Here is a 22,508-nt window from a genome sequence, read left to right as displayed (position 1 = left end):
CAGCAGGATCGCCAACTCTGGTTTTCAATCGTCATCAGGCGATCAACTCATCGGTCCGTTCTCACTCACACTGATATTGGCTGAGCGCCCATTCGCCGGTCACCCTCAGAAGGTCCGATATCTTCCAGATCGCCGTCGACCTTTTTGAACTTCCATTCCAGCCGGTGCGGATTGCCGGCAACGATAAAGGCGACGACGACCTTGGCCTCATCGCCTTTGACCGCTTCAACAGCCTTCAGGCTGTTGTCGATCTTGGCCCTGTCGTACGCCGCATTGTCGAGCGCCATGTTGGGATCGAGGCATTCGCCCTGCCCCGATTTCCGCAGCGCATCGCTCTTGTCGAGCACCGACCTCGCGGGATCGACGAAATGGCTGCGCTGAGCCGGATCGAGCTCGAGCCCGACATGCTCGTAAAACGGTTTCACCATCGCCGTCGGCGAACCCGGCCGCAGCGGAGCTGCCCGTGCATTTTCTGCTGAGAGCGGCGCGCTGAACAGGCCCTGGCCAGCGGTGCTGCTCAAACCCGCGGCCAGCAGGCACGCAAGTCGCCAGGGCCAGGGCGCGGGCCATGGCGTCACTCCGGAGTTTGGCCAGCCAGGCATTCGAGCGCACTCAGCGTCCAGCCGCTGGTCTTCGAGGTGATGTCGGCAACCTTCCACTGGCCGTCGACCTTCTTCAGCGACCAGACCATTTCGCGTTTGGATTCATCGCCTTCCGGGAAAAGGTTGAACGTCACTGTCACGTTGGCGCTGTCGCCATCCACTGCTTCAGACAGCTTCAACGTCTTGGCGACTGTCTTCTCGTCAAAATCCTGCGCGTCGAGACCGGGGGCGAAGTCGATGCAAGGCACCTCGTCCGGCTTGTTCTTCTGCGCCTGGTCGTTCAGGTCGAACAGCTTTGTCACCGGCTCGGTGAAACGGTCGCGGTATTTCGCGTCGGCCTCGAACTTGACCTCGGGCATGTAGAAGAACTTCACCGCATTGGAGGCCGGCCCGGCCAGGGCGGTCGCAGGCGCTGCGATCGAGAGAGCGGCGGCAAGCACAATCAGTCTCATCCGATAATCTCCAGGTTTCGTGGTGGGAACCCGTTCAATACCACGAATCCATAGCGAGCGCGGTGATGTGAAGCCGCCCGAAAAGTCAGCGAGCAAGAGAGCAGCTGCTCAAGAGCTTTTGGCGAGCCAGCTCGCAAAAAGCCGCGCTTTCGAACCTGCCCTGGGATGGATTTTCAGATAAAATGCCCTGGGTGAGGGAATGTTGTCGGGTACAAGTGTGACCAGCCGGCCCTGTTCCATCAGGCTTTTGACCAATCCATCCCACCCCAAGACCGCCCCGATGTCATCCTGAGCGGCCTGGAGGGCAATCATGTAGTTGTTCACAGAAAACCTGCGGCCTTTTGGGATGGTGTGTCCAAGCGCTTGAAACCACTCCGGCCAGTTCGTCCAGTCGGTTTCCTCGTTGTTCATATGAATCAAAGGCGCCTTGAGCAGATCCTCAACTCGGCCAATGCCGTGCTCGGCGGCGAATTTTGGAGTTCCAAGCGCGACAATGCGATCTTGAAAAAGTTTGTGACACTCCTCGGGACTTTCCTGCGCATCTCCGTAATGAATACTTAGATCACAGCGGATCGCTGTTGCGGGCACGTCGCTGACGATCTGCGAGACGGTGATGGTGGGACAGCTCTTCCAGAAGGCTGAAATCTTCGGTGTAAGCCATAGCGAGCTGACGGCAGTCGTTGTCCGGATGGTCACGTCGGCGGTTTCCGGGCGATCGCGCATGTGAGTGACGGCGTCGGAAATCGTCTCAAGCCCGCGCTGCACGGCAACGAACAGGAACGCTCCTTTCTCAGTCAATTCGACGCCGCGGCTCAAGCGCAGGAACAGGTTGCATCCCAAGTCACCCTCAAGCGCCTTGATCTGGTGGCTGATCGCGGCGGGCGTCACATTCAATTCCTGGGCGGCGTTTTTGAAACTCGCATTTCGGGCGGCTGCCTCGAAGCAGATGAGAGCCGTCACCGAGGAGAGATCGTACGGTCTTGGCATCAACGCTTCTTCGGACCCGCTTTTTGGATGGCTCGCTGAGTGCAACAGATTAGCTGAACTAAATCGTTCTGAAAATTAGTGCTATTGCGCAAAAGGCGTTCAGGCAAGAAAATTTCATCTGAAATGTGCACGCCATCTATGGAATTCCGCATGAACGCCCCCTCGCCCTCGATCCAAGAGTTGCTAGCGCGCCGGGTCTCGGGCTATGCCCTTGAGCAGCCCTTTTACACGTCGCCGACGATTTACCAGCTCGATCTCGAGCACATCTTCTACCAGCAATGGCTCTACGCGGCCCCGGCATGCCAGCTTGCGAAAGCTGGTAGCTACGTGACGATGCGCGTGGGCGCCTATGAGGTGGTCATCGTGCGCGCCCGCGATGGTGAAATCCGCGCCTTCCACAATTCCTGCCGCCATCGCGGCTCGATGATTTGCAAGGCGCGCGAAGGCCAAGTGGCCAAACTCGTCTGCCCCTATCACCAGTGGACCTATGAGCTTGACGGCAAGCTCATCTGGGCAAATGACATGGGGCCCGACTTCGACATGTCCAAACACGGGCTGAAGCCGGTCCATCTGCGCAATCTGGCCGGCCTGATCTACGTCTGTCTGTCCGCTACGCCCCCAGACTTCGAACCGTTTGCCGACCTGGCCCTTCCCTACCTAGAGGTCCATGACCTCAACAATGCGAAGGTCGCGCATACGTCGACCATCGTCGAAAAGGCCAACTGGAAGCTTGTGTGGGAAAACAACCGCGAATGCTACCACTGCAGCAGCAACCACCCGTCGCTCTGCCGCTCCTTCTCGCTCGACCCGGACGTTGCCGGGGTGGCTACCGACGGGTCGGTCTCGGCGACCCTCCAGGCGCATTTTGACCGTTGCGAAGCCTCAGGCGCGCCGGCACAGTTCCGCCTTGGCGGCAGCGGCCAATTTCGCCTGGCGCGGATGCCGCTGCAGCAAAAGGCGGTGAGTTACACGCTCGACGGCAAGACTGCCGTTCGCAAGAATCTTGGCCGGGTGGCTCTGCCCGACGCAGGCTCGCTGTTGATGTTCCATTATCCAACGACCTGGAGCCACTTCCTGCCGGATCACTCCTTGACCTTCCGAGTCACGCCAATCAGCGCCACGGAGACCGAGGTCACCACCACCTGGCTGGTGAACAAAGATTCCGTCGAAGGGCTCGACTACGACCTCAAGCGCCTGACCGAGGTCTGGATTTCTACCAATGATGAAGACCGTGAGATCGTCGAAACCAACCAGCAAGGGATCTTCTCTCCTGCCTATGTTCCCGGACCATATTCGCCGGTTCAGGAAAGCGGTGTGACCCAATTCGTCGATTGGTATGCGAACTGGCTTGTGCGCTCTCAGGCCTCGATGCGATTGGCCGCGGAGTGAACCAATGAACGTGGTGGCAAAACCCAGGCTGGTCTTCTGGACCGACGCGGAACAACTCGAATGTGCCTCCTTTCTTCCGGAGGCGCCGAACGTCCTGACCTTTTGTTTCCGGTCGCCGTCCGGATCGCTGTTCAATTTTGATCCAGGGCAGTTCCTCACTTTGGAACTGCCCACTCCCGGCGGTCCAATCTACCGGACCTACACGATATCCTCATCTCCGTCGCGGCCGACCTCGCTGACCATTACCGTAAAGGCGCAGGCCGACTCCGTCGGAACGCAGTGGATGTTTGACAGCCTCCGTCCGGGAATGCGCCTGCGGGCAATAGGTCCGGGGGGCACCTTCTCGATGGCGCATCAGCCAGCCGAAAAGTATTTTTTCATCTCAGCCGGCTCGGGCATCACACCGATGATGTCCATGACTACACATCTGTATGATTCCGGAGTTGATCCGGACATCGTCTTTGTCCACTGCGCACGCCGCCCTTCCGAGATCATCTTTCGCGAACGGCTGGAGCATATGGCGTCGCGCGTAACTGGCATCGACCTGAAATGGGTGGTTGAACAGACCGATCCATACAGGCCGTGGACCGGTTACAGAGGCATGTTCAACCAGTTGATGCTCGGACTGATGGCGCAGGATTATCTTGATCGCGAGGTGTTCTGCTGCGGGCCCGAGCCCTTCATGCAAGCCGTGCGCGAGGCGCTGGCCGGCCTCGGTTTCGACATGGCGCATTACCATCAGGAAAGCTTCCGCGCGCCGCTTCCTGAGGCCGAGAAGGTCCCGGATGACTTCGTTCCCGCCGAGAACAACGAGGCCCAGATCGAATTTGTCCTATCCGGCGTCTCCGCGAAATGCGTCGAGACCGATACGGTCCTGACTGCGGCACGGGCTGCGGGTCTGGTGATCCGATCGGGTTGCAGTATGGGGATATGCGGGACCTGCAAGGTTCGCAAAACCGAAGGCGATGTTCATATGGTCCACAATGGCGGCATCACCGACGAAGAGATTGCCGACGGCTATTTCCTTGCTTGCTGTTCTAATCCGGTTGGCCGTGTGAAAGTCGAGATATAGCAACCATTTCGCGATCTTTGATCAAGGCGCTTCTTCGAAATCGGCAGCGCCTTGACGGTCCGCGGCCAACCGACGTCGATGATGAAGCTATTGATGAGTAACGCGCTTCACCCGCAAGGCGGTCTTGGCTCTTCCCTCGACCGGTAGCCGGGTTTCGGGCAAGTTCAGTGATGCGTCTGATTCACCAACAGCGCCCAGAAAGCGAACAGCGGCCGATCCAGCGATCTCATTGCGTGTTTGATGCCTGGCGGATTGTAGAATGATCCACCGATGCCGGGCGAAAACCAATCCTTGTCACCATGCTTGAATTCGCCATGCGAAAGCACGAGGTAGGTTTCTTCCGGCGGATGATCGTGGTCGGGATACCGGACGTGAGGAGCCATCAAGGTGACGCCGAGCCACAGATCGTTTCTGTCCTCGAGGCCGCCCGGGCCAAGGATCATCGCGTTGGCGTGACCGTCGCGGAAATTGCTGCTGGCAGGCGGGGCGGGATTTGATTTCAGCCGCCATTCGAGCAGCGGCTCGATCGCCTTGAAGCGCTCAATCAAGTCGCGGAGCGTAGGCGGGATCGCCTCTTCCGCCAACGCCGGGCCGAGATAGGAACAGACCGGCAAACGGCTCCCGGCCCTGGTCTTTTCAGGCCCGGGAACCTCCGATTGGGCGAAGAGCTGGATGATCGATCTGCGCGATCGCAGGTCGTGTGAGAACTGGTCAAAGGCCACGAACGCTGTGTCTACAAAATATTGCAGGGCCTCACTTCTGTTCATCTTTCAGCCCTTGTTGTGAGCGGACGCTATGGTCCGTTGCCGGATGTTAGATATCTTTCGCCAGTCGCAGTGCATCGTAGATCGCGGCGTGCGTGTTGCGAGCTGAAACGGCGTCGCCGATACGAAAGAGTTGGAATTGGCCCTGCGCATTCCGCACCACCGACTGCGGCTGCCCGGCGATGAGCTCATCTTGCGAAATCTCTCCGTGATTGGTCGATTTCGGTTTCAGTTCGAAATAGATGTCGTCCAGCGGAATGGTGCCGTGGTTAATGACAACCTGATCCACGACGCGCTGTTTGGATATGCCGCCGTAGTCACTGCCGACATTTGCAATGAGCTGATTGCCATTCTTTTCAACTGACTCGAGCCGATAGGTAACGGTGAAGGTCACATCGAGTTTTTGAAGAGACCTCATGTAGGGCACGAGGTTCATAGCCATGACCTCGGGTGAGAATGACCGGTCCGGTGTCATGATTTCAACCTTCGCTCCGGCGCCGGCGAGGAATTCCGCGGCCTGGAGTGCCGCGTGGTCACCCGCGTCGTCGAAGATGAGGACATTGGTTCCCGGCTTTGCGTCTCCGGAGATGATGTCCCAAGACGACACCACGAACTCGTTGCCCTTGGAAAGGACGTCGGTGTGCGCCACCCCGCCCGTTGCGACGATGACAACGTCCGGATTTTCCGCCTCGATGGTTTCGGCTTCCGCCCAGGCATTGAACCTGATGGTCACTCCATGTTTTTCGCACTGGGCCATGCGCCAATCGATGATGCTCATCATCTCCTTGCGGCGCGGGCTCAGCGCTGTCAGCCGGATCTGCCCGCCAGGGTCGCTGGCGGCCTCGAAGACCACGACCTCGTGTCCCCGCTCACCCGCCACGCGGGCGGCCTCGAGGCCAGCCGGACCTGCACCGACGATAACAACTTTCTTGCGGCTGTCGGCCTTGGCGACAATGTGCGGCATGGTCAGTTCGCGGCCGGTCGCGGCGTTATGAATGCAGTATGCCGCCCCGCCCTGATAGATACGGTCAAGGCAATAGTTCGCGCCCACGCACGGCCTGATTTCGTCTTCGCGCTTTTCTATGATCTTGCGCACGATGTGAGGGTCGGTCATGTGCGCGCGCGTCATGCCGATCATATCCACCTTACCCGACGCAATCGCGTGGCGGGCAGTCGCCACATCCGGTATTTTCGCTGCGTGGAAAGTTGGGAAGTTGGTTGCCGCACGAATCTCGCCGGCAAAATCAAGATGCGGCGCATTCGCCATTCCCTGAATTGGAATGACGTCCGTCAGGCCCGCATCGGTATCGATGTGCCCGCGGATCACGTTGAGGTAGTCGATGAGTCCGCTTTGCTTGAGGCGTTTGGAGATCTCAATGCCCTCCGACATGCCAGTGCCACCGGGGAGACGCTCATCCGCAGTATATCGTACGCCCAGGATAAAGTCGTCGCCCACCCGTGACCGGATCGCCTTGAAGACGTCCATGCAAAAGCGCATGCGGTTATCGAGCGAACCACCATAGGGGCCGTCAAGTTCGTTCGTGAGAGGAGACACGAACTGGTCGATCAAGTGGCCATAGGCCTCCAGCTCGACGCCATCCATCCCGCCCGCCTTCATCCGCTCAGCGGCGTCCGCAAAGTCCTTGATGATGCGCTCGATCTCCCAGTCTTCAATTTTCTTGGGAAACGCGCGGTGGGAGGCTTCACGATGATGGGACGGCGCCAGGACGGGAAGCCAGTCACCTTTGTCCCAGCGTGTACGCCGTCCAAGATGGGTTAGCTGGATCATGATGGCGGCGCCCTCTTCGTGCACCGCATCTGTCATCTGCCTGATCCACGGCACGATCTCATCCTTGTAGGCGAGCAGGTTGTTGAAAACCGGGGGGCTGTCCTTCGAGACCGCAGCGGACCCGGCTGTCATCGTCATCGCCACACCGCCCTTCGCCCTTTCAACCGTATAGGCGAGATAACGCTCCTTCGGCATCCCGTCCTCCGGATAAGCCGGCTCGTGGGAGGTCACGATGATGCGATTGCGCAGGGTCAAATGCTTGAGTTTGTACGGCTGCAGAAGGGGATCGCTCGACATCAGACGGACTCCGGGCTGAGATGGCAAGTGCGAACGCTATCGAAAATGTACATGCATGTCAAGTTTCACTTCGGAGGAGTCGATATAGTCGACATAGGTGTACATTTTGCTGGTTTTCACTTTGATATTTTGTTAGGCTGATCACTCATGGAGCAAATTTCGAACGATAGCGGATGGCGCGGATCGCCGGAGGGGTGGCTTGAAGCCGCCTACGACCTGCTTCTTGAATCCGGCGTCGACACGGTGAGAATATCGCCACTGGCCAAGAAATTGGGCCTGTCGCGCACCAGCTTCTATTGGTTCTTCAAGGATAGAGAAGAACTGATGGCTGCCCTCGTGACCCGTTGGCGGGACAAGAACACCGGCAACCTCGTCAAGCAGGCTGAGGCATACGCCGAGACGGTCGCCGAAGCGATGCTGAACGTTTTCGACTGCTGGCTCGACAAATCCTTGTTCGATTCCCAGTTCGAGTTCGCAGTCAGAAGCTGGGCGCTTCAATCCCCTGAGATTCTGGCGGAGGTGCAGAAAGCCGACCAGACGCGTCTCGATGCATTGAGCCAGATGTTTGTCCGCTTTGGTTACGGCGAAGGCTCAGCCGATGTTCGAGCGCGCACCATCTACCTCGTGCAGATCGGCTACATCTCAATGCAGACCAGCGAAGATCTCGCGGACCGCATGAAGCGCATTCCCGGGTACGTGGAGATTTTTACAGGTAAGGCCCCGCGGAAGCGCGAACTCGACCGGTTCTTCGCCAGACACGGCCATTCGGCGGGCTGAGGAAGCGTTTCGACAATGGGTGAACCCCTGAGCATCGGAATAATCGGCGGAGGTGGCTGGCTTGGACGCGCTATCGCCGAGGCCATTATTGATGCGCAAATAGTCGCCGCAGAGCACCTCACGCTCTCTCATAGAACTGGGCAACCCGACTTTCTGCCAAACGCTACATGGACCAGGGACAACCAGGAACTGGTGGATCGATCCGATGTCATCATCGTCTCGGTCCGGCCCCAGGATTGGCCTGCCATCGACATTACTGCGTCCGGCAAGCTCGCCATGTCGGTTATGGCCGGGATCACTCTCGACCAACTGGCGGGACGTCTTAAAACCGACCGCGTCATCCGCACGCTTCCGAATGCAGCGGCAGAGGTGCGGAATTCCTATACTCCCTGGATAAGCTCTCAGAGCGTCACTGCGGATGACCGCAATGTCGTTCGCCGGATTCTGGAGGCCTGTGGCGCGGCCGATGAAGTCAAAAGCGAAGCAGATATCGATTATCTGACGGGCCTGACTGGATCCGGCCCGGCGTTTCCGGCGCTCTTGGCGGCAGCGATGATGGACGATGCCGTCAGCCGAGGAATGGATCCAGATATTGCCCGGCGGAGCGTCAGCGCGGTGCTTGTTGGAACCGGAAAACTCCTCGAGGCTCGTCCAGACAATCCCCAAGATATCGTCCAGACCTTCCTCGACTACCGCGGCACCACCGCGGCAGCGATCGAGGCCATGCGCGCAGCCGGGTTTGAATCTGCCGTGGCAGACGGCCTTGCCGCGGCGCTCCAGAAATCCGTGACTATGGGACAAGCCACCTGACTGCCGCCCGAGGCCTTCCTCCGACCGCTGGTGTGATATTATGTCAAAACTCTTTCCGCATCTGTTTTCACCTGCAAAGCTAGGCAGTCGCACGCTCCGAAACCGGATCGTGTTCGGGGCTCATACCGCCAACATGGCCGAAAATGGCGTGCCGACCGAACGACACGTTGCCTACTATGCCGAGCGAGCGCTCGGTGGGGCCGGCATGATTGTTGTTGAACCCATGCCCGTCCATCAGGCCGCCGTCCTGACACGCGGCAATTTTCGACCTGACGACGATAGCGTCATTCCTCATTTCCAGCACGTCACGCGCGCGATCAAGGACCACGGGGCGATCGCCATCCAGCAGCTCTATCACGTCGGAGCGCACGGCGATTCGGACAACTCATTTCACGCGCATTGGTCGCCCTCGGGCCTGCCAAGCTATCATGACAGCGACGGTTCCCACGCCATGTCCGAGCGTGAGATTTGGGAAACCATCGACAGCTTCGTTCAGGCGGCGCGCCGCTGCCAGGAAGCCGGTTTCGACGGCGTCGAAGTCTGGGCTGCCTATCTCGGACTGGTCGATCAGTTCTGGACGCCCTGGACAAACCGACGCGAGGACCAATGGGGCGGGTCGCTCGACAACCGCACGCGGATCTCGCGCGAAATCCTAACCCGCATCCGCGAAACATGCGGCCTCGATTTCATCATTGGACTCTCGGTCAGCGACGAACCTGATTACACAGTCGCGCTCAGTCGCCAGGAACTGGCGGAGATCATTCGGCTGCACGATGAGCAGGGGCTGATCGATTACGTGACCTGCGGCACCGGTAGCTACCTCGACTTCTACAAGATAATGCCGACGTTTCTCTATCCGGAGAAGCTTGGCGCCGATCTTGCGACGACCCTCAAGGCCGTGGTCAAGACGGCCCTCGTGGTCGCCGAAAGCCATATCAGGACGCCTGAAAACGCCGAAACCGTGCTCGGCGAGAAAGCTGCAGACCTGGTCTCGATCGTCCGCGGCCAGATCGCCGACCCGCATCTGGCACGCAAAGCCGCGGCGGACCGGCCCGAGGATGTGCGCGGATGCATATCCTGCAACCAGATGTGCTGGGGCCGTCGTTCGCGCGACTACTGGATCAGCTGCCTTATCAATCCCTCTGCAGGGCGCGAGTTTGAATGGGGTGGTGACCGGTTCACGTCCGCTGCCATCAAGAAACGGGTGCTTGTCGTCGGCGGCGGTCCCGCCGGGCTCGAGACGGCTCGGGTTGCCGCCGAGCGAGGGCACGACGTGGTGCTGGCCGAAGCCTCCAGTAGGCTGGGCGGGAACTTTCTGCTCGCAGGACTGCAGCCGCGCCGCGGGCAAATCCTCGACCTTCTCGGGTGGTATGAACGCCAGCTCAGCAAACTGAATGTCGACGTACGACTGAACACCTACGTCGAGGCCTCGGAAATCGCCTCTTTCCAAGCTGACACCGTTATCCTGGCCACGGGGTCGGTGTCTCCCGAAACCGGCTTTCAGAAGGCTTTGCCGGCAGTGCCGAGCCTGCCCGGCATCGAAAGGGGCAATGTCTTCTCGATCGAATCCGTCATGGCCCGCGTTGTGCGGCCGGGTAAGCACGTGCTTTTGCTCGACGAGGGCGGAGGCTGGCGCGGTTGTGGCACGGCCTGGAAACTTGCCGAGGATGGCCATGATGTGACCATTCTCACGCCCGATCCGTTGGTCGGCAAGGAGCTGCAGCGGACAGTTGCCGATTTCCCGCTTCGACGGACATTGCGCCAGCTTGGCGTCACATGGGTGTTGGATGTCAGCGTGCTGGAATGGCACGGGGACGGCGTGACCATCGTTGACCACAACACCCGTGGAGAGAGCTTTGTGCCGGGCGATTGCCTTGTTCTCGCAACCACCAATGTAGCAGCGAATTGGCTGGCGAAAGAGTTGGAAAGCACGTCCCAGCCTTTCATGGAGGTCGGCGACGCCGTCGCTCCGCGCCAGGCGCCCTACGCCTTCCACGAAGGACGGAAACTTGCCTTACGGCTATGATACGCGGACGTTGTGCTTGCGCTTCATAAAATCCTTGGCGGTCTCGACTGCCACGGCTGCGTCGCGGCAATAGGCGTCGGCGCCGACGGCCTTGCCGAATTCCTCGTTGAGCGGGGCACCGCCGACCAGCACGACGTAGTCGTCGCGGATGCCCTTTTCCTTCATCGTGTCGATCACGACCTTCATGTAGGGCATGGTCGTCGTCAGCAGCGCCGACATGCCGATGATGTCGGGCTGGTGCTGTTCGATGGCGTCGAGATATTTTTCCACCGCATTGTTGATGCCGAGGTCGATGACGTCGAAGCCGGCGCCCTCCATCATCATGCCGACAAGGTTCTTGCCGATGTCGTGGATGTCGCCCTTGACGGTGCCGATCACCATCTTGCCCTGCTTCGGCGCGCCGGTGGCGACAAGCAGCGGACGCAGGATGAACATGCCCGCCTTCATCGCGTTGGCCGACAACAGCACTTCCGGCACGAACAGGATGCCGTCGCGGAAATCCTCGCCGACGATGCGCATGCCCTCGACCAGCGCCTCGGTCAGCACCTTGTAAGGCGCCCAGCCGCGCTCGAGAAGGATGTTGGTGCCTTCCTCGATCTCTTCCTTCAGCCCGTCATAAAGGTCGTCGTGCATCTGCTGCACGAGTTCGTCGTCGGAAAGCTCGGAAAGGATGATCTCGTCGTCGGACATGTTTGACGCACTCACTGATTTCAATGGTTTGCGGTCCGCCGGCACCTGTTTTCTGCAACGGGTGCCGGCGGGTCATTGCCAGCCTTGGGAGCTAACTCAGGCGTCCAGCCAGACGTTCTGAAGATCCATCTCGAAAGTCTGGTGGACCGCGTAGTTCTTCACCTTCTTGTTCATGTGGCTGTACAGCTTCTGCCAGAACGGCTGAATGATGACGCCCGAATCCTGCAGGATCTGCTCGACGTCCTTCATGACCTCGCGGCGCTTCTCCACGTCGATGAGTGAGAGGGCCTGCTTGAGCTTGGCGTCGAAATCAGGATTCGAATACGCCGTTTCATTCCAGGCCTCGCCGGTGCGATAGCCGAGCGCCAACACCTGAACGCCGAGTGGGCGCATATACCAGATGGTCATGGAATAGGGGTATTTCGTCCAGTCGTTCCAGAAGGTCGACCCCGGCAGCACCGTGCGCTTCACCTTGATGCCGGCATCGCGCAGCTGGCCGGCAATCGCGTCGCCGGTGTTCTTTTGCCAATCGTCCTCGACGGTGATCAGTTCATGCTCGAAATCGGCCTGTCCGGCCTCGGCCATCAGCTTCTTGGCGCCGGCCGCATCGCGTGTCTTCTTGGGCAGCGCAAAATATTCCGGATGGATCGGGCTGACGTGGTGGTTTTCACCTGGGGTGCCGCGCCCGGCGTAGCCAAGTTCGAGCACCGCATTGTTGTCGACGGCCATTTGCAGGGCGTTGCGTACCCGCTGGTCATCATAAGGCTTGTGCGTGATGTTGGTGCGGGCAACGAGCGTGGTTGCTGTCGCGACCTCCGATTTCACCAGATCCATCTGGTCGAGGATGTCGATGAAGTCGGCGGGCGTCTCGAAATTGACGTCGATTTCCTCGGATTCGAATGCATTCACCGAGGCGTTGAAGTCGGTGCCGTAGTCGATGAATTCGACGCTGTCGAGCGGCGCTTCACCGCCCCACCATTTGCCATTCTCGCGACGCTTGACGACGGCGTTCTGGCCGACCGAATAAGACACAAGCTCGAAAGGCCCGGTGCCGATCGGCTTGGCGAGCGGATCGGCACCATCGGTATCGAATTTGCGGTGGACGACGAGCGCTGGATAGTCGGTGAAGTTCGGGATCAGCGAGATATCAGGTTCGTTCAGCGTCAGCTTGACCGTGTTGTCGTCGACCTTGGTGATCGCCCCGTCCCTGGCCTTGCCGGTTTTGACGTCGATCAGCGCACCGACGCGCGCGGCCATCGAATTGCCGGCGGCATCCTTCTCGCACCAGCGCGTCAGATTGTAGACCACGTCGTCGGCGTTGAAGGCGTCGCCATTGTTCCAGGTGATGCCCTTGCGCAGATGCAGCACGTATTCGGTGGCGTCGTCGTTGACGTCCCAGCTCTCGAGCAGGACCGGCTCGAAAGTGAATTCGCGGGTGTAGCGGACAAGCGGCTCGAGCCAGCAGCGCGAAATGTTTGCAAGTTCGACCCAGTCGTAAGTACGCGGATCCTTCTGCGCTTTTACCGACATCGATACGCGCAGCGTTCCGCCTTTCTTGGGCTCTTCGGCCAAAGCCCGTCCCGGCACCGCAAGACCGATCATAGCGTAGGCAAGGGCAGTCGATGCCCCGAACGCGCTTGCCAGCGCCAGAAACTCGCGCCGGTCCATCCGGCCCGAGCGGGCTTCTTCAGCCATCGCTTCGATAACGCTGGGGACACGATCACCGTTGTTTCTGAAGAGTGCCATTATTTCCTCCCTTATGGTTGCCTTTGGGTCTTCGCCCGTGGATTAACTAACGCTGTCCGGCAGCTTCTCCTCGCGCAGCGCGATCAAATCTTTGAGACCATCGGCGATGCCGTCATCGAGCTTCGGCTCCTCATAATCGGCGAGCATATTGCGCGCTTTCTCGCGGCCGCGCGTGTCGTGGTCCTTTGCCCCTTCAGCCTTCCACTGTTCGTAGGAATTGAAGTCCATGATGCTGGGCATGAAGAAGGCGGACTGGAAATGCTCGAGCGTGTGCTGGGTGCCGAGGAAATGGCCCTGCGGCCCGACCTCGCGGATCGCCGCCATCGCTTCCTTGAAATCGTCGAACGGCAGGCCGCCGGCATATTTGTACCAGCCGACAAGCTGTTCGCAGTCCGTCGCGAATTTTGAATAGCCGCAGGTCAGGCCGGCCTCGAGCCATCCGGCGGAGTGCCAGATGTAGTTGGCGCCGGCAAGGATGGCGGCATGCATCAGCATGTTCGCCTCGTAGCCCGCCTGGGCGTCGTTGAGTTTCGACCCGACATGGAAGCCCGACGTGCGCCATGGCAGCCGGTATTTCCGCGCCAGTGCTCCCATCAAATACATCATCTGGGCGGCCTCGGGCGTGCCACCCATCGGCGCGCCGGTCTTCATGTCGACCGTGACCATGAATTGTCCGTAGATCTGCGGTGAACCCGGACGCAGCAGCTGCGTGAAGGCGACGCCCGCCAGCGCTTCGGCATTGACCTGCGCCACCGCTCCCACCGCCGAGGCCGAAGTCGAGGCGCCGCACAGCGCGAACGGCGCCAGGATCAACGGCTGGTTGTGACGCGCATAGACCTTCATCGCGTCCAGCATGGTGGCGTCCCATACCAGTGGCGAGTTGCAATTGGTGATCGCGACCAACACCGGGTTGTCGCGGACAAAATCCTCGCCGAACACGATGCCCGCCATCGCCATCGTGTCTTCGGCGCGATCTTTTGATGTCACGATGCCCATGAACGGCTTGTCCGAATGCTTCAGCGCCGAATGAATGATGTGGAGGTGCCGCTTCGGCACCGCAATTTCCATCGGCTCGCAGATGATCGAGCTCGACGAATGCAGCGCCGGCGCCATATAGGCGAGCTTGTGGAAATTGTTGAGGTCGGCGAGCGTGCCATAGCGCCTGACATTGTCGAGGTCGCGCACGTAAGGCGCGCCATACATCGGCACGAAGATGGAATTCTTGCCGCCGACGCGGACCGAGCGCTCAGGGTTGCGCGCATTGAGCGTGAACTCCGGCGGGACTTTCGAGACCAGCTCCATCAAGAGCGCGCGGTCAATGCGGACTCGCGTCTCAGAGACATCGGCTCCGGCGGCCTGCCACAGGGCTATGGCCTCGTCGTCGCGGAACTCGCAACCAACCTCTTCGAGGATCGACAGCGACTCCTGGTGGATCAGTTCGACAGCCTCGTCCGGGACCATTTGGTATGTGGGTATGTTGCGAACCAGCGTCGGAAACGACGCCATCGGAGTTCCCCGCAGCGCCTTGCGGCCCAGGCGGCCGCCACCTCGGCGGCCGGCGTGTTCGGTGACTTCGGCGGCCGGTGCATTCATGGCAACTCTATCCTCCCAATGACGACCAGCCTAGCGAGAGGAAATACGGCTGTGACGCTGGAAAATCCTGATCACTTGTATAAGCTCAGCTTATGCGAAGCTTGCGCCATCTGCTGCCCTCGGCCGGCAGCCTGATCGTTTTCGAGGCCGCCGGCCGGCTGTCGAGCTTTACCGCCGCCGGGCGGGAGCTCGGCATGACGCAGGCTGCCGTGTCTTATGCGATCCGCGGGCTTGAAGAGCAGCTCGGCGCGAAACTCTTCCAGCGCCGCCATCGTCAGGTCAGCCTTACCGAAGCCGGCGAGCGTTTCCACGCCGACGTCTCGCTCGGCCTGTCGCACATCCGCAAGTCGGCGGAGGATCTGCGCCTACAGGCGACCGGCGGCCATGTGACGCTCGCTGCCTCGACCGCCTTCGCCTCGTTCTGGATGATGCCGCGCCTGCAGCAGTTTCGCGACGAACTGCCGGGCATCGACCTGCGCATCCAGACCGCCGACCGCGATCTCGACATCATCGCCGAAGACATCCCGCTCGGCGTTCGTGGCGGCGAACCCCAGGGATGGCCGGACTATCATTCGCTGCCGCTCGCCGATGAGGAAATATTCCCGGTTGCCGGCGCGAGCTATGTGGCACGGTTCGGGCTGCCGGAGAGCGTCGAGGATCTGCCATCGCACCGGCTCATCCATCTCGAAGAGCCGTTTCGCGAAGCCGCGAGCTGGGACGAGTGGTTCCAATCGGCCGGGGTCACCATCACCGATGCCGGGCGCGGCTTGCGCATCAACGATTATGCGCTGGTGATCCAGGCGGTCATGGAAGGGCAAGGCATTGCGCTCGGCTGGGGCCACCTCGCCGAGCGCCTGCTGGCGTCAGGACTGCTCGTGCGTGCGACCGGCCACACGATGACGACCGGCAAGGGCTTTCATGTCATCTGGTCGAGAACCCGCGACCTCAGCGACAATGCTCGCAAGGTGCGGGACTGGCTGGCCGCGCAGGCGTGAGGCTCCCATTAATGCTCAATCAACCGTCACGACGATCTTGCCGAATTGCTCGTTCGACTCGAGAAAGCGATGCGCTTCGACGATCTGCTCGAATGAAAAGGTTTTGGCGATTACCGGCTTTAGCGAACCCGACATCAATCCGTCGAGGATGAACGCCTTGGCAGCTTCCAACTTCACCGGATCGCCAGTGATCTCGTGGACGAGATAGCCGCGCAGCGTCAGCGTCTTGGCCAGCACATCGAACAGCGGGAACGGCGTCGGCTCGGGGCTCAAGCCGCCATATTCGATGAGAATGCCACCCCGTGCCATCGCCGCCGTCAGAGGTTCGAAAATCGGGCCGCCGACTGCGTCGAAAACCACTCGGATGTTGTCCGGACTGGCGATTTCCTTCAGCCGGGCTTCCAGATCTTCGTCCGCTGAAGCGACGACATGGGCCGCCCCGAACTTGAGCAGGGCCTCTCTCTTGACAGATGTCCGCGTCACCGCGATCGCGGTCGCACCAACGATGTTGGCAATCTGGATCGCGGCAAGTCCGACACTGCTCGATGCCGCGGTAATGACGACGAAGTCGTCTCTGCTGAGCTTGGCAATGTCGATCAGTGCGCCATAGGCGGTGAGATATTGCATCCAGACGGCTGCCGCCTCTTCCCAGGTAAGCGATGGCGGGTGCTTGGCCACGAGATGGGCGGGATATGTGGCGATCTCACCATAGGCGGGCCAGCGGGCCATCGATAATGGCGGCACGACGCTGACGGCGTCACCTGGCGCAAAACCGTGCACGGCTTCGCCGACCGCTTCGACGACACCCGCTGCCTCAAGGCCAAGACCGGAAGGCAACGGCGGCGTCTGGATATAAGTGCCCGAACGCAGCAGCGCCTCGGCCCGGTTGAGACCCAATGCCTTGACCCGGATCTGAATCTCGCCGCGACCGAGCGCGGGAATATCGAGATTCTCGATGCGCAGAACCTCGGGACCACCATGCTCATGAAAGCGAACAACACGTGCCATGCGGCCATAACTCCAAAATATTTGAACCGAATACGCTATGCCATCGGCATTCCGGCAGATAAATGCTTGCTTTGGCAAGACAGTAGAAACTGGGAGTTTTGAATATGGATCGCCTTACGAGCATGGCCGTGTTCGTCAAAACCGTCGATCTTGGCTCGTTCGCGGCGACTGCTGCCGCTCTCGATCTGTCCGGACCGATGGTCGGCAAGCATGTCCGGTTTCTCGAGGAGCGTCTGGGTGTGCGCCTCATCAACCGGACCACACGCCGCCAGAGCCTGACCGACTTCGGGCGCGCTTACTATGAGCGCTGCCGGATGGTACTCGCTGAAGCCGAAGCTGCGGATGCACTGGCGACCGATCAACTTTCCGAACCACGCGGAAAGCTGCGCGTCATCATGCCCGTACACTTCGGCCGGCGCTGCGTTGCCCCGATGCTGCTGGAGCTTGCGCAGCGATATCCCGCTCTGGAACTCGACCTGTCTTTCAGCGATCCCATCGCCGATCTTGCAGAGGATGGCTGCGATCTTGCCATCCGGACCGGCAATCTGGAGGATCAGGCCGGCGTGATTGCGCGTCGCGTCGCGCGCCAGCGCATGGTCGTCTGCGCGTCGCCATCCTATCTCGAGATGCACGGGCAGCCACGGCGGGTAGAGGATCTCGGCAGCCACCAGACCATTATCTACCGCCGTTCGGGCCGTGTCGTTCAACCGTGGCTGTTTCCGCGTGATGGCCAGCGTGCGCTGGAGGTCATGCCGGTCAGCCGGCTACGGCTCGACGACCTCGCTGCGATCGCCGATGCTGCGGCAGCCGGCATGGGGCTCGCCTGGCTGCCATACTGGCTGGTCCGTGAGCGCATTCAGGCCGGCGCACTTGTCGTGCTGTTGCCGGAACAGCCGGGATTTCTTTACGACGCCTATGCGCTCTGGCTGCAGACGCCTCACTTGCCGCTGAAGGTCCGCCTTGCCGTCGACGCGCTGGCAGCGGCACTGCCCAGGCTGATGACGTGAAATGCAGGAGCACGGTGAGCGGCGCGGATTCCTGAATTCGCCCCTCCCGCTTGGGCGACGAATCCGCGTATAGTACCCCCATGCCCATTCGCCAGCTTTCCGAAACGATGATCAACCAGATCGCCGCCGGCGAAGTCATCGAGCGTCCGGCAAGCGTGGTCAAGGAACTGGTCGAGAACGCACTCGATGCCGGCGCTGGGAGAATAGAGATCGTCACCGCCGGCGGTGGGCTGAACCTGATCCGCGTCACCGACGACGGCTCGGGCATCCCGGAAAAGGAACTGCCGCTGGCGATCGCACGCCATTGCACCTCGAAGCTCGCCGATGACATTCACGACATCCGCTCGCTCGGCTTTCGCGGCGAAGCGCTGCCGTCGATCGGCTCGGTGGCGCGGCTGTCGATCCGCTCGCGCACCGCCAACGGCGACAGCGCCGCCGAGATCGGTATCGAGGGCGGGCGCGTGTCCGCCGTCAAGCCGGCGGCCGCCAATCGCGGCACCACGGTCGAGGTGCGCGACCTGTTCTTCGCCACGCCGGCGCGGCTCAAATTCATGAAGGGCGAGCGCGCCGAAAGCTCGGCGACCAGCGACGTGATCAAGCGTATCGCGATCGCTTTCCCGGCCGTGCGCTTCACGCTGGCCGGTTCCGACCGCTCGACGCTGGAACTGCCGGCGACCGACGACAGCGCGGAAGGCCGGCTGCGCCGCGTCGCGCAAGTGATGGGCGCCGACTTTCCGGCCAACGCGATCGCCATCGACGCCATGCGCGACGGTGTGCATCTTGCCGGCCACGTGTCGATACCATCCTTCAGCCGCGCCAACGCGCTGCAGCAATATGCCTATGTCAACGGCCGGCCGGTGCGCGACAAGCTGATCGCTGGCGCCATCCGCGGCGCCTTCGCCGACGTGCTGCCGCGCGACCGCCATGCGGTGACGGTGCTGTTCCTGACGCTCGATCCGGCCATCGTCGACGTCAATGTCCACCCGGCCAAGGCCGACGTCCGCTTCCGCGATCCGGGGCTGGTGCGCGGGCTGATCGTCGGCGCCATTCGCGAGGCGCTGGCCAATGCCGGCATCCGTGCCGCCACATCAGGAGCGGCCGGCATGATGGCGGCATTCCGGCCGGGCGCGGCGTCCTATGCGCATGCCGGGCCGGCCAACGGCCATCGCAGCTACGAAGCCGCCTACCGGGCCTCCGGCTTCGCCGGTTTCGATCCTTCCCGCTCGCCGCAACGGCCGCTGGATGCAGGATTTGCCAATGGCGGCTTCGGCGAAAACGATCAGGCGGCGTTCGATGCCGGTTCGCTGCACAGCGCCGACGCGCGCGCCGGACAGGACGAAGCGGCGGAGACCCTGCTCGGCATGGCGCTGGGCGCCGCACGGGCGCAAGTGCACGAGAATTATATCGTCGCGCAGACCAGGGATTCGCTTGTCATCGTCGACCAGCATGCGGCGCATGAGCGGCTGGTCTACGAGGCACTGAAGGACGCATTGCATTCACGCGCCGTGCCGTCGCAGATGCTGCTTTTGCCCGAGATCGTCGATCTGCCGGAAGAGGATGCAGAGCGGCTCGCCTTGCATTCCGAAACACTGGCCCGCTTCGGCCTCGCCGTCGAACGCTTCGGCCCGGGTGCGGTCGCGGTGCGCGAGACGCCGTCGATGCTCGGCGAAACCAATGTCCAGCAGCTGGTGCGCGACCTTGCCGACGAGATCGCCGACAACGACACCGTCGACACGCTGAAAGAGCGGCTGGACAGGATAGCCGCGACCATGGCCTGCCACGGCTCGGTGCGTTCCGGCCGCCTGCTCAAGCCGGAAGAGATGAACGCACTGCTGCGCCAGATGGAGGCGACGCCCGGGTCCGGCACCTGCAACCACGGCCGCCCGACCTATATCGAGCTCAGGCTCGCCGACATTGAGAGACTGTTCGGGCGGCGGTGAAGGGACTGAGCTGTTCAGTTGTGACGGCGTAGCCCCCTCTCCGGCCCTTCGCGGCCACCTCCCCCATTAAAATGGGGGCGAGGAAACACCAATCACCAAGGCCGCGACCCCAGAAAACTTCCTCGCCCCACGAAGTGGGGAGAGGTGGTTTGCGAAGCAAACTGGAGAGGGGAAATCATAAAGAGCCGTTCGAAACAGCTGTCTATGATTCAAGCAAACCTCCAACCCTCTGATTCACCGCTTCAAATTCACCACGACCACGCCGCCGAGCGCCAGCGCGCCACCGAGAATGCCGAGCAGCGTCGGCACCTCGCCCAGCCAGAAGAAGCCGATCAGCGTCGCCACCGGGGAAACCAGATAAAGGAAGTTCGAGGCGCGCGCCGCCGGCAGCCGGGAAAGTGCTGTCGCCCAGGCGGCGTAGGCGATGAGGCTTGGCACGATGCCGAGAAAGACGACGGCGCCGAGACCGGCGGTATCGGCAGCTGCCGCCTGCGCCAGGCCGTTCGGCAGGAAGGGCAGCAGACAGAGCGCGCCGAGCAGCATGTTCGAGGCCGAAATGGTCAGCGGATGATGGCGGGCAAACAGCGGCTTTTGCACGATGGTGTTGACCGCCGAGCACAGCGCCGAGCCGAGGACCAGCAGCGCGCCATTGTTGAAATGCAACCCTTGCCCCTCGCCCATGGCGATGATGCCGATGCCGGCGAAGGACAGCAATGTGCCGGCCCAGGCCAGGCCCGAGAAGCGTTCGCCAAGCAGCGCCATCGCCATGATCGCGGTGAAGATCGGGCTGACATTGATGATGAAGCCGGCGGCACCCGCCGAAACGGTCAGCTCGCCGAAATTGAGCATCGCCGTATACAGCGCAACGAAGACGGCGCCGCCGAAGGCAAAGCGCCAGAATTCATCGAGCCGGGGCAGCGCCGGCCGCTTGACGGCGAGGAAGATCGCCGCCGGCACCGCCGCGATGGCGAAGCGCAGCGCGCCGAGCTCCAGCGGCCCGAAAGCGACGAGGCCGGCGCGGATCGCCGGAAAGGCGGAGGCCCAGCCGACCACTGTCAGAGCCACCGCAACGGCCGCCGTGGTGTCTATCCGCTGTGTCGTATTCAACGTGCCCGTACAGGCGTTCATTTCATTATTCCCGCGTTTCATGTCCTCAAACATACAAAGCGCCTTTCCTGATCGGTTGACAAACGACCAAATCGAGGGTCAGCTGTGATTATGGATCACAGCTCAGACGCGATGCTGCCGCTCGAAACCCTGCGCGCCTTCGACGCCGCGGCACGGACGGGCAGCTTTTCGGCCGCTGCCGAAAAACTCAATCTCACCCATGGCGCCGTCAGCCGGCAGATCGCCAAGCTCGAGGACTGGCTCGGGCTGAAAGTGTTCGATCGCGGCGCGCGTGGAGTCTCGCTGACGATCGAAGGCAACCGCCTGCATCTGCGCACCACCGAGGCCTTCGCGCTGATATCGAGCAATTCGGACCGCTGGATTGAGCCGCGCGGCACCGCCGTGGTGCGGCTGACCTCGATCCCCTCGGTCAGCGGGCTGTGGCTGATGCCGCGCATGGCGGCGCTGGAAAACAATCCGTCCAGGCTGCGCATCGTGCTCGACGTCGATATCCGCCAGGCAGACCTTGCCGACGAGGGCATCGATCTGTCGATCCGCTGCGGACGCGGCCGCATCCCCGGCCGCGTCTCGGTGCAGCTGTTCGAGGAACATGTGTTTCCGGTCGCCTCGCCGGACCTCGCCCGCGAGATCGGCCGAGGCGACCCTGCCCGGCTGCTCAAATTCCCGCTGATCAACGATTCCGACGCCTCGGCCTGGCGTGCCTGGTTTGCCGCACAGGACATCGATTACCGCCCGCGTCCGCAGGACCGCCGTTTCGAGGACTACAATCTGGTGCTCGGCGCCGCAGCCCATGGTCTCGGCATCGCGCTGGCGCGGCCGCCGATGACCGAGGATCAACTGAAGTCTGGCCGTATCATCGCCGTCGACGAGCGCGTCGTCCTCAGCCCGATATCCTACTGGCTCGACCGGCCTATCGGGCGCCCGCGCGCCGCCGCAGCCGAGCTTGCCCGGCGCATCGCGGCCCAAGCCGGACTGGCGGCGGAAAAGATCGAGGATTTCATCGCAGCCGAGTAGTAGGATGCGGGGCATCCACTTTGCCGGCCTGCCCGGCTGGTTGCCGTTCGAAACGAAGCCGACTGAAGCCAATCTTGCCTCGCTCGGAGCTTGACCTTGCCGGCATTTTGTGGCGATGACATCGTCATGAACCTTGGCTCCATGTCATGATGAATCGCTTTGAAGGCCCCGGCGGCAAGGAAGCCCGTATCCGCTACCTGGACGGCGACTTCCAGGTGACCAGCCCCGGCGCCTTCGTGCGCTGTGCGGTCACCGGCGAAAGCATCCCGCTCGATGAGCTCAAATACTGGAGCGTCGCCAGGCAGGAGCCCTATGTGAGTGCCGCGGCCTCGCTGCGCCGCGAGATCGAGGCACATCCCGAACTGCGCAGCCGGCGCTAAACCGGTTACGCAGAATGAGACCCGATCTGTAACGGTCCTTCG

The 22,508-nt window shown here is 61.4% G+C and carries 20 protein-coding genes; 10 read left to right on the top strand and 10 right to left on the bottom strand.

Annotated elements, in window-relative coordinates; genetic code table 11:
• Nucleotides 1-65 precede the first annotated feature (65 nt).
• From AC0L28_RS23355 to AC0L28_RS23345, 3 genes are all read right to left on the bottom strand, one after another.
• Nucleotides 66-521 (bottom strand): hypothetical protein, encoded by a 456-nt coding sequence (locus AC0L28_RS23355; protein ID WP_473480453.1) that lies wholly within the window; start codon nucleotides 519-521, stop codon nucleotides 66-68.
• 53 nt (nucleotides 522-574) lie between these two features.
• Complete coding sequence (locus AC0L28_RS23350; protein WP_023802330.1) at nucleotides 575-1,054, bottom strand: DUF3828 domain-containing protein; 480 nt, start codon at nucleotides 1,052-1,054, stop codon at nucleotides 575-577.
• 108 nt (nucleotides 1,055-1,162) lie between these two features.
• Complete coding sequence (locus AC0L28_RS23345; protein WP_473480451.1) at nucleotides 1,163-2,041, bottom strand: LysR family transcriptional regulator; 879 nt, start codon at nucleotides 2,039-2,041, stop codon at nucleotides 1,163-1,165.
• A 150-nt stretch (nucleotides 2,042-2,191) separates the two neighbouring features.
• On the opposite strand from AC0L28_RS23345, the gene AC0L28_RS23340 reads away from it, so the two are divergent.
• Together AC0L28_RS23340 and AC0L28_RS23335 are read left to right on the top strand one after the other, a co-directional pair.
• Nucleotides 2,192-3,430: an aromatic ring-hydroxylating oxygenase subunit alpha gene (locus AC0L28_RS23340; RefSeq protein WP_473480449.1), complete on the top strand. Its 1,239-nt coding sequence runs from the start codon at nucleotides 2,192-2,194 to the stop codon at nucleotides 3,428-3,430.
• 4 nt (nucleotides 3,431-3,434) lie between these two features.
• Nucleotides 3,435-4,502: an FAD-binding oxidoreductase gene (locus AC0L28_RS23335; RefSeq protein ID WP_473480447.1), complete on the top strand. Its 1,068-nt coding sequence runs from the start codon at nucleotides 3,435-3,437 to the stop codon at nucleotides 4,500-4,502.
• 164 nt (nucleotides 4,503-4,666) lie between these two features.
• Here the strand turns inward: AC0L28_RS23335 and AC0L28_RS23330 are convergent, their stop codons facing one another.
• Nucleotides 4,667-5,269: a dimethylsulfoniopropionate lyase gene (locus AC0L28_RS23330; protein WP_473480445.1), complete on the bottom strand. Its 603-nt coding sequence runs from the start codon at nucleotides 5,267-5,269 to the stop codon at nucleotides 4,667-4,669.
• Between the two features lie 46 nt (nucleotides 5,270-5,315).
• On the bottom strand, nucleotides 5,316-7,352 hold the full coding sequence (locus tag AC0L28_RS23325) for an oxidoreductase (protein ID WP_473480443.1): 2,037 nt from the start codon (nucleotides 7,350-7,352) through the stop codon (nucleotides 5,316-5,318).
• Nucleotides 7,353-7,499: 147 nt separating this feature from the next.
• Between AC0L28_RS23325 and AC0L28_RS23320 the strand changes: the two genes are divergently transcribed.
• Genes AC0L28_RS23320 through AC0L28_RS23310 form a run of 3 tightly spaced genes read left to right on the top strand, consistent with a single transcriptional unit; the run spans nucleotide 7,500 to nucleotide 10,965 of the window.
• Nucleotides 7,500-8,129: a TetR/AcrR family transcriptional regulator gene (locus AC0L28_RS23320; protein ID WP_128176872.1), complete on the top strand. Its 630-nt coding sequence runs from the start codon at nucleotides 7,500-7,502 to the stop codon at nucleotides 8,127-8,129.
• A 15-nt stretch (nucleotides 8,130-8,144) separates the two neighbouring features.
• Complete coding sequence (locus AC0L28_RS23315) at nucleotides 8,145-8,939, top strand: pyrroline-5-carboxylate reductase family protein (RefSeq protein ID WP_128176870.1); 795 nt, start codon at nucleotides 8,145-8,147, stop codon at nucleotides 8,937-8,939.
• Nucleotides 8,940-8,979: 40 nt separating this feature from the next.
• Nucleotides 8,980-10,965: an oxidoreductase gene (locus AC0L28_RS23310; RefSeq protein ID WP_473480441.1), complete on the top strand. Its 1,986-nt coding sequence runs from the start codon at nucleotides 8,980-8,982 to the stop codon at nucleotides 10,963-10,965.
• On the opposite strand, the gene AC0L28_RS23305 is transcribed toward AC0L28_RS23310, so the two are convergent.
• The 3 genes from AC0L28_RS23305 to AC0L28_RS23295 all read right to left on the bottom strand — a co-directional run bounded on the left by AC0L28_RS23305 (nucleotide 10,960) and on the right by AC0L28_RS23295 (nucleotide 14,994).
• On the bottom strand, nucleotides 10,960-11,655 hold the full coding sequence (locus AC0L28_RS23305) for a corrinoid protein (protein WP_236473070.1): 696 nt from the start codon (nucleotides 11,653-11,655) through the stop codon (nucleotides 10,960-10,962). The genes AC0L28_RS23310 and AC0L28_RS23305 overlap by 6 nt on opposite strands.
• Nucleotides 11,656-11,751: 96 nt before the next feature.
• On the bottom strand, nucleotides 11,752-13,401 hold the full coding sequence (locus tag AC0L28_RS23300; RefSeq protein ID WP_128176866.1) for an ABC transporter substrate-binding protein: 1,650 nt from the start codon (nucleotides 13,399-13,401) through the stop codon (nucleotides 11,752-11,754).
• 42 nt (nucleotides 13,402-13,443) lie between these two features.
• On the bottom strand, nucleotides 13,444-14,994 hold the full coding sequence (locus AC0L28_RS23295; protein WP_287240780.1) for a trimethylamine methyltransferase family protein: 1,551 nt from the start codon (nucleotides 14,992-14,994) through the stop codon (nucleotides 13,444-13,446).
• A gap of 92 nt (nucleotides 14,995-15,086) precedes the next feature.
• On the opposite strand from AC0L28_RS23295, the gene AC0L28_RS23290 reads away from it, so the two are divergent.
• Complete coding sequence (locus AC0L28_RS23290) at nucleotides 15,087-15,989, top strand: LysR substrate-binding domain-containing protein (protein ID WP_128170765.1); 903 nt, start codon at nucleotides 15,087-15,089, stop codon at nucleotides 15,987-15,989.
• A gap of 15 nt (nucleotides 15,990-16,004) precedes the next feature.
• On the opposite strand, the gene AC0L28_RS23285 is transcribed toward AC0L28_RS23290, so the two are convergent.
• Nucleotides 16,005-16,997 (bottom strand): zinc-dependent alcohol dehydrogenase family protein, encoded by a 993-nt coding sequence (locus AC0L28_RS23285; protein WP_473480439.1) that lies wholly within the window; start codon nucleotides 16,995-16,997, stop codon nucleotides 16,005-16,007.
• Nucleotides 16,998-17,101: 104 nt separating this feature from the next.
• Here AC0L28_RS23285 and AC0L28_RS23280 point away from each other — a divergent pair, with 104 nt between their 5' ends.
• Together AC0L28_RS23280 and mutL are read left to right on the top strand one after the other, a co-directional pair.
• Nucleotides 17,102-18,004, top strand: coding sequence for a LysR family transcriptional regulator (locus AC0L28_RS23280; protein WP_473480437.1), 903 nt, complete (start codon nucleotides 17,102-17,104; stop codon nucleotides 18,002-18,004).
• 80 nt (nucleotides 18,005-18,084) lie between these two features.
• Nucleotides 18,085-19,944, top strand: coding sequence for a DNA mismatch repair endonuclease MutL (gene mutL / locus AC0L28_RS23275; RefSeq protein WP_473480435.1), 1,860 nt, complete (start codon nucleotides 18,085-18,087; stop codon nucleotides 19,942-19,944).
• Nucleotides 19,945-20,178: 234 nt separating this feature from the next.
• On the opposite strand, the gene AC0L28_RS23270 is transcribed toward mutL, so the two are convergent.
• On the bottom strand, nucleotides 20,179-21,072 hold the full coding sequence (locus tag AC0L28_RS23270; protein WP_473480433.1) for a DMT family transporter: 894 nt from the start codon (nucleotides 21,070-21,072) through the stop codon (nucleotides 20,179-20,181).
• 90 nt (nucleotides 21,073-21,162) lie between these two features.
• Between AC0L28_RS23270 and AC0L28_RS23265 the strand changes: the two genes are divergently transcribed.
• Nucleotides 21,163-22,086, top strand: a complete 924-nt coding sequence (locus tag AC0L28_RS23265) for a LysR substrate-binding domain-containing protein (RefSeq protein WP_473480431.1) — start codon at nucleotides 21,163-21,165, stop codon at nucleotides 22,084-22,086.
• Nucleotides 22,087-22,232: 146 nt separating this feature from the next.
• On the top strand, nucleotides 22,233-22,466 hold the full coding sequence (locus AC0L28_RS23260) for a DUF2093 domain-containing protein (protein WP_027153867.1): 234 nt from the start codon (nucleotides 22,233-22,235) through the stop codon (nucleotides 22,464-22,466).
• Nucleotides 22,467-22,508: the final 42 nt, after the last annotated feature.

The organism is Mesorhizobium sp. WSM4847, from assembly GCF_055811335.1.
The sequence above is the reverse complement of the archived record's forward strand: the minus strand, read 5'-3'. Positions and strand labels throughout refer to the sequence as shown.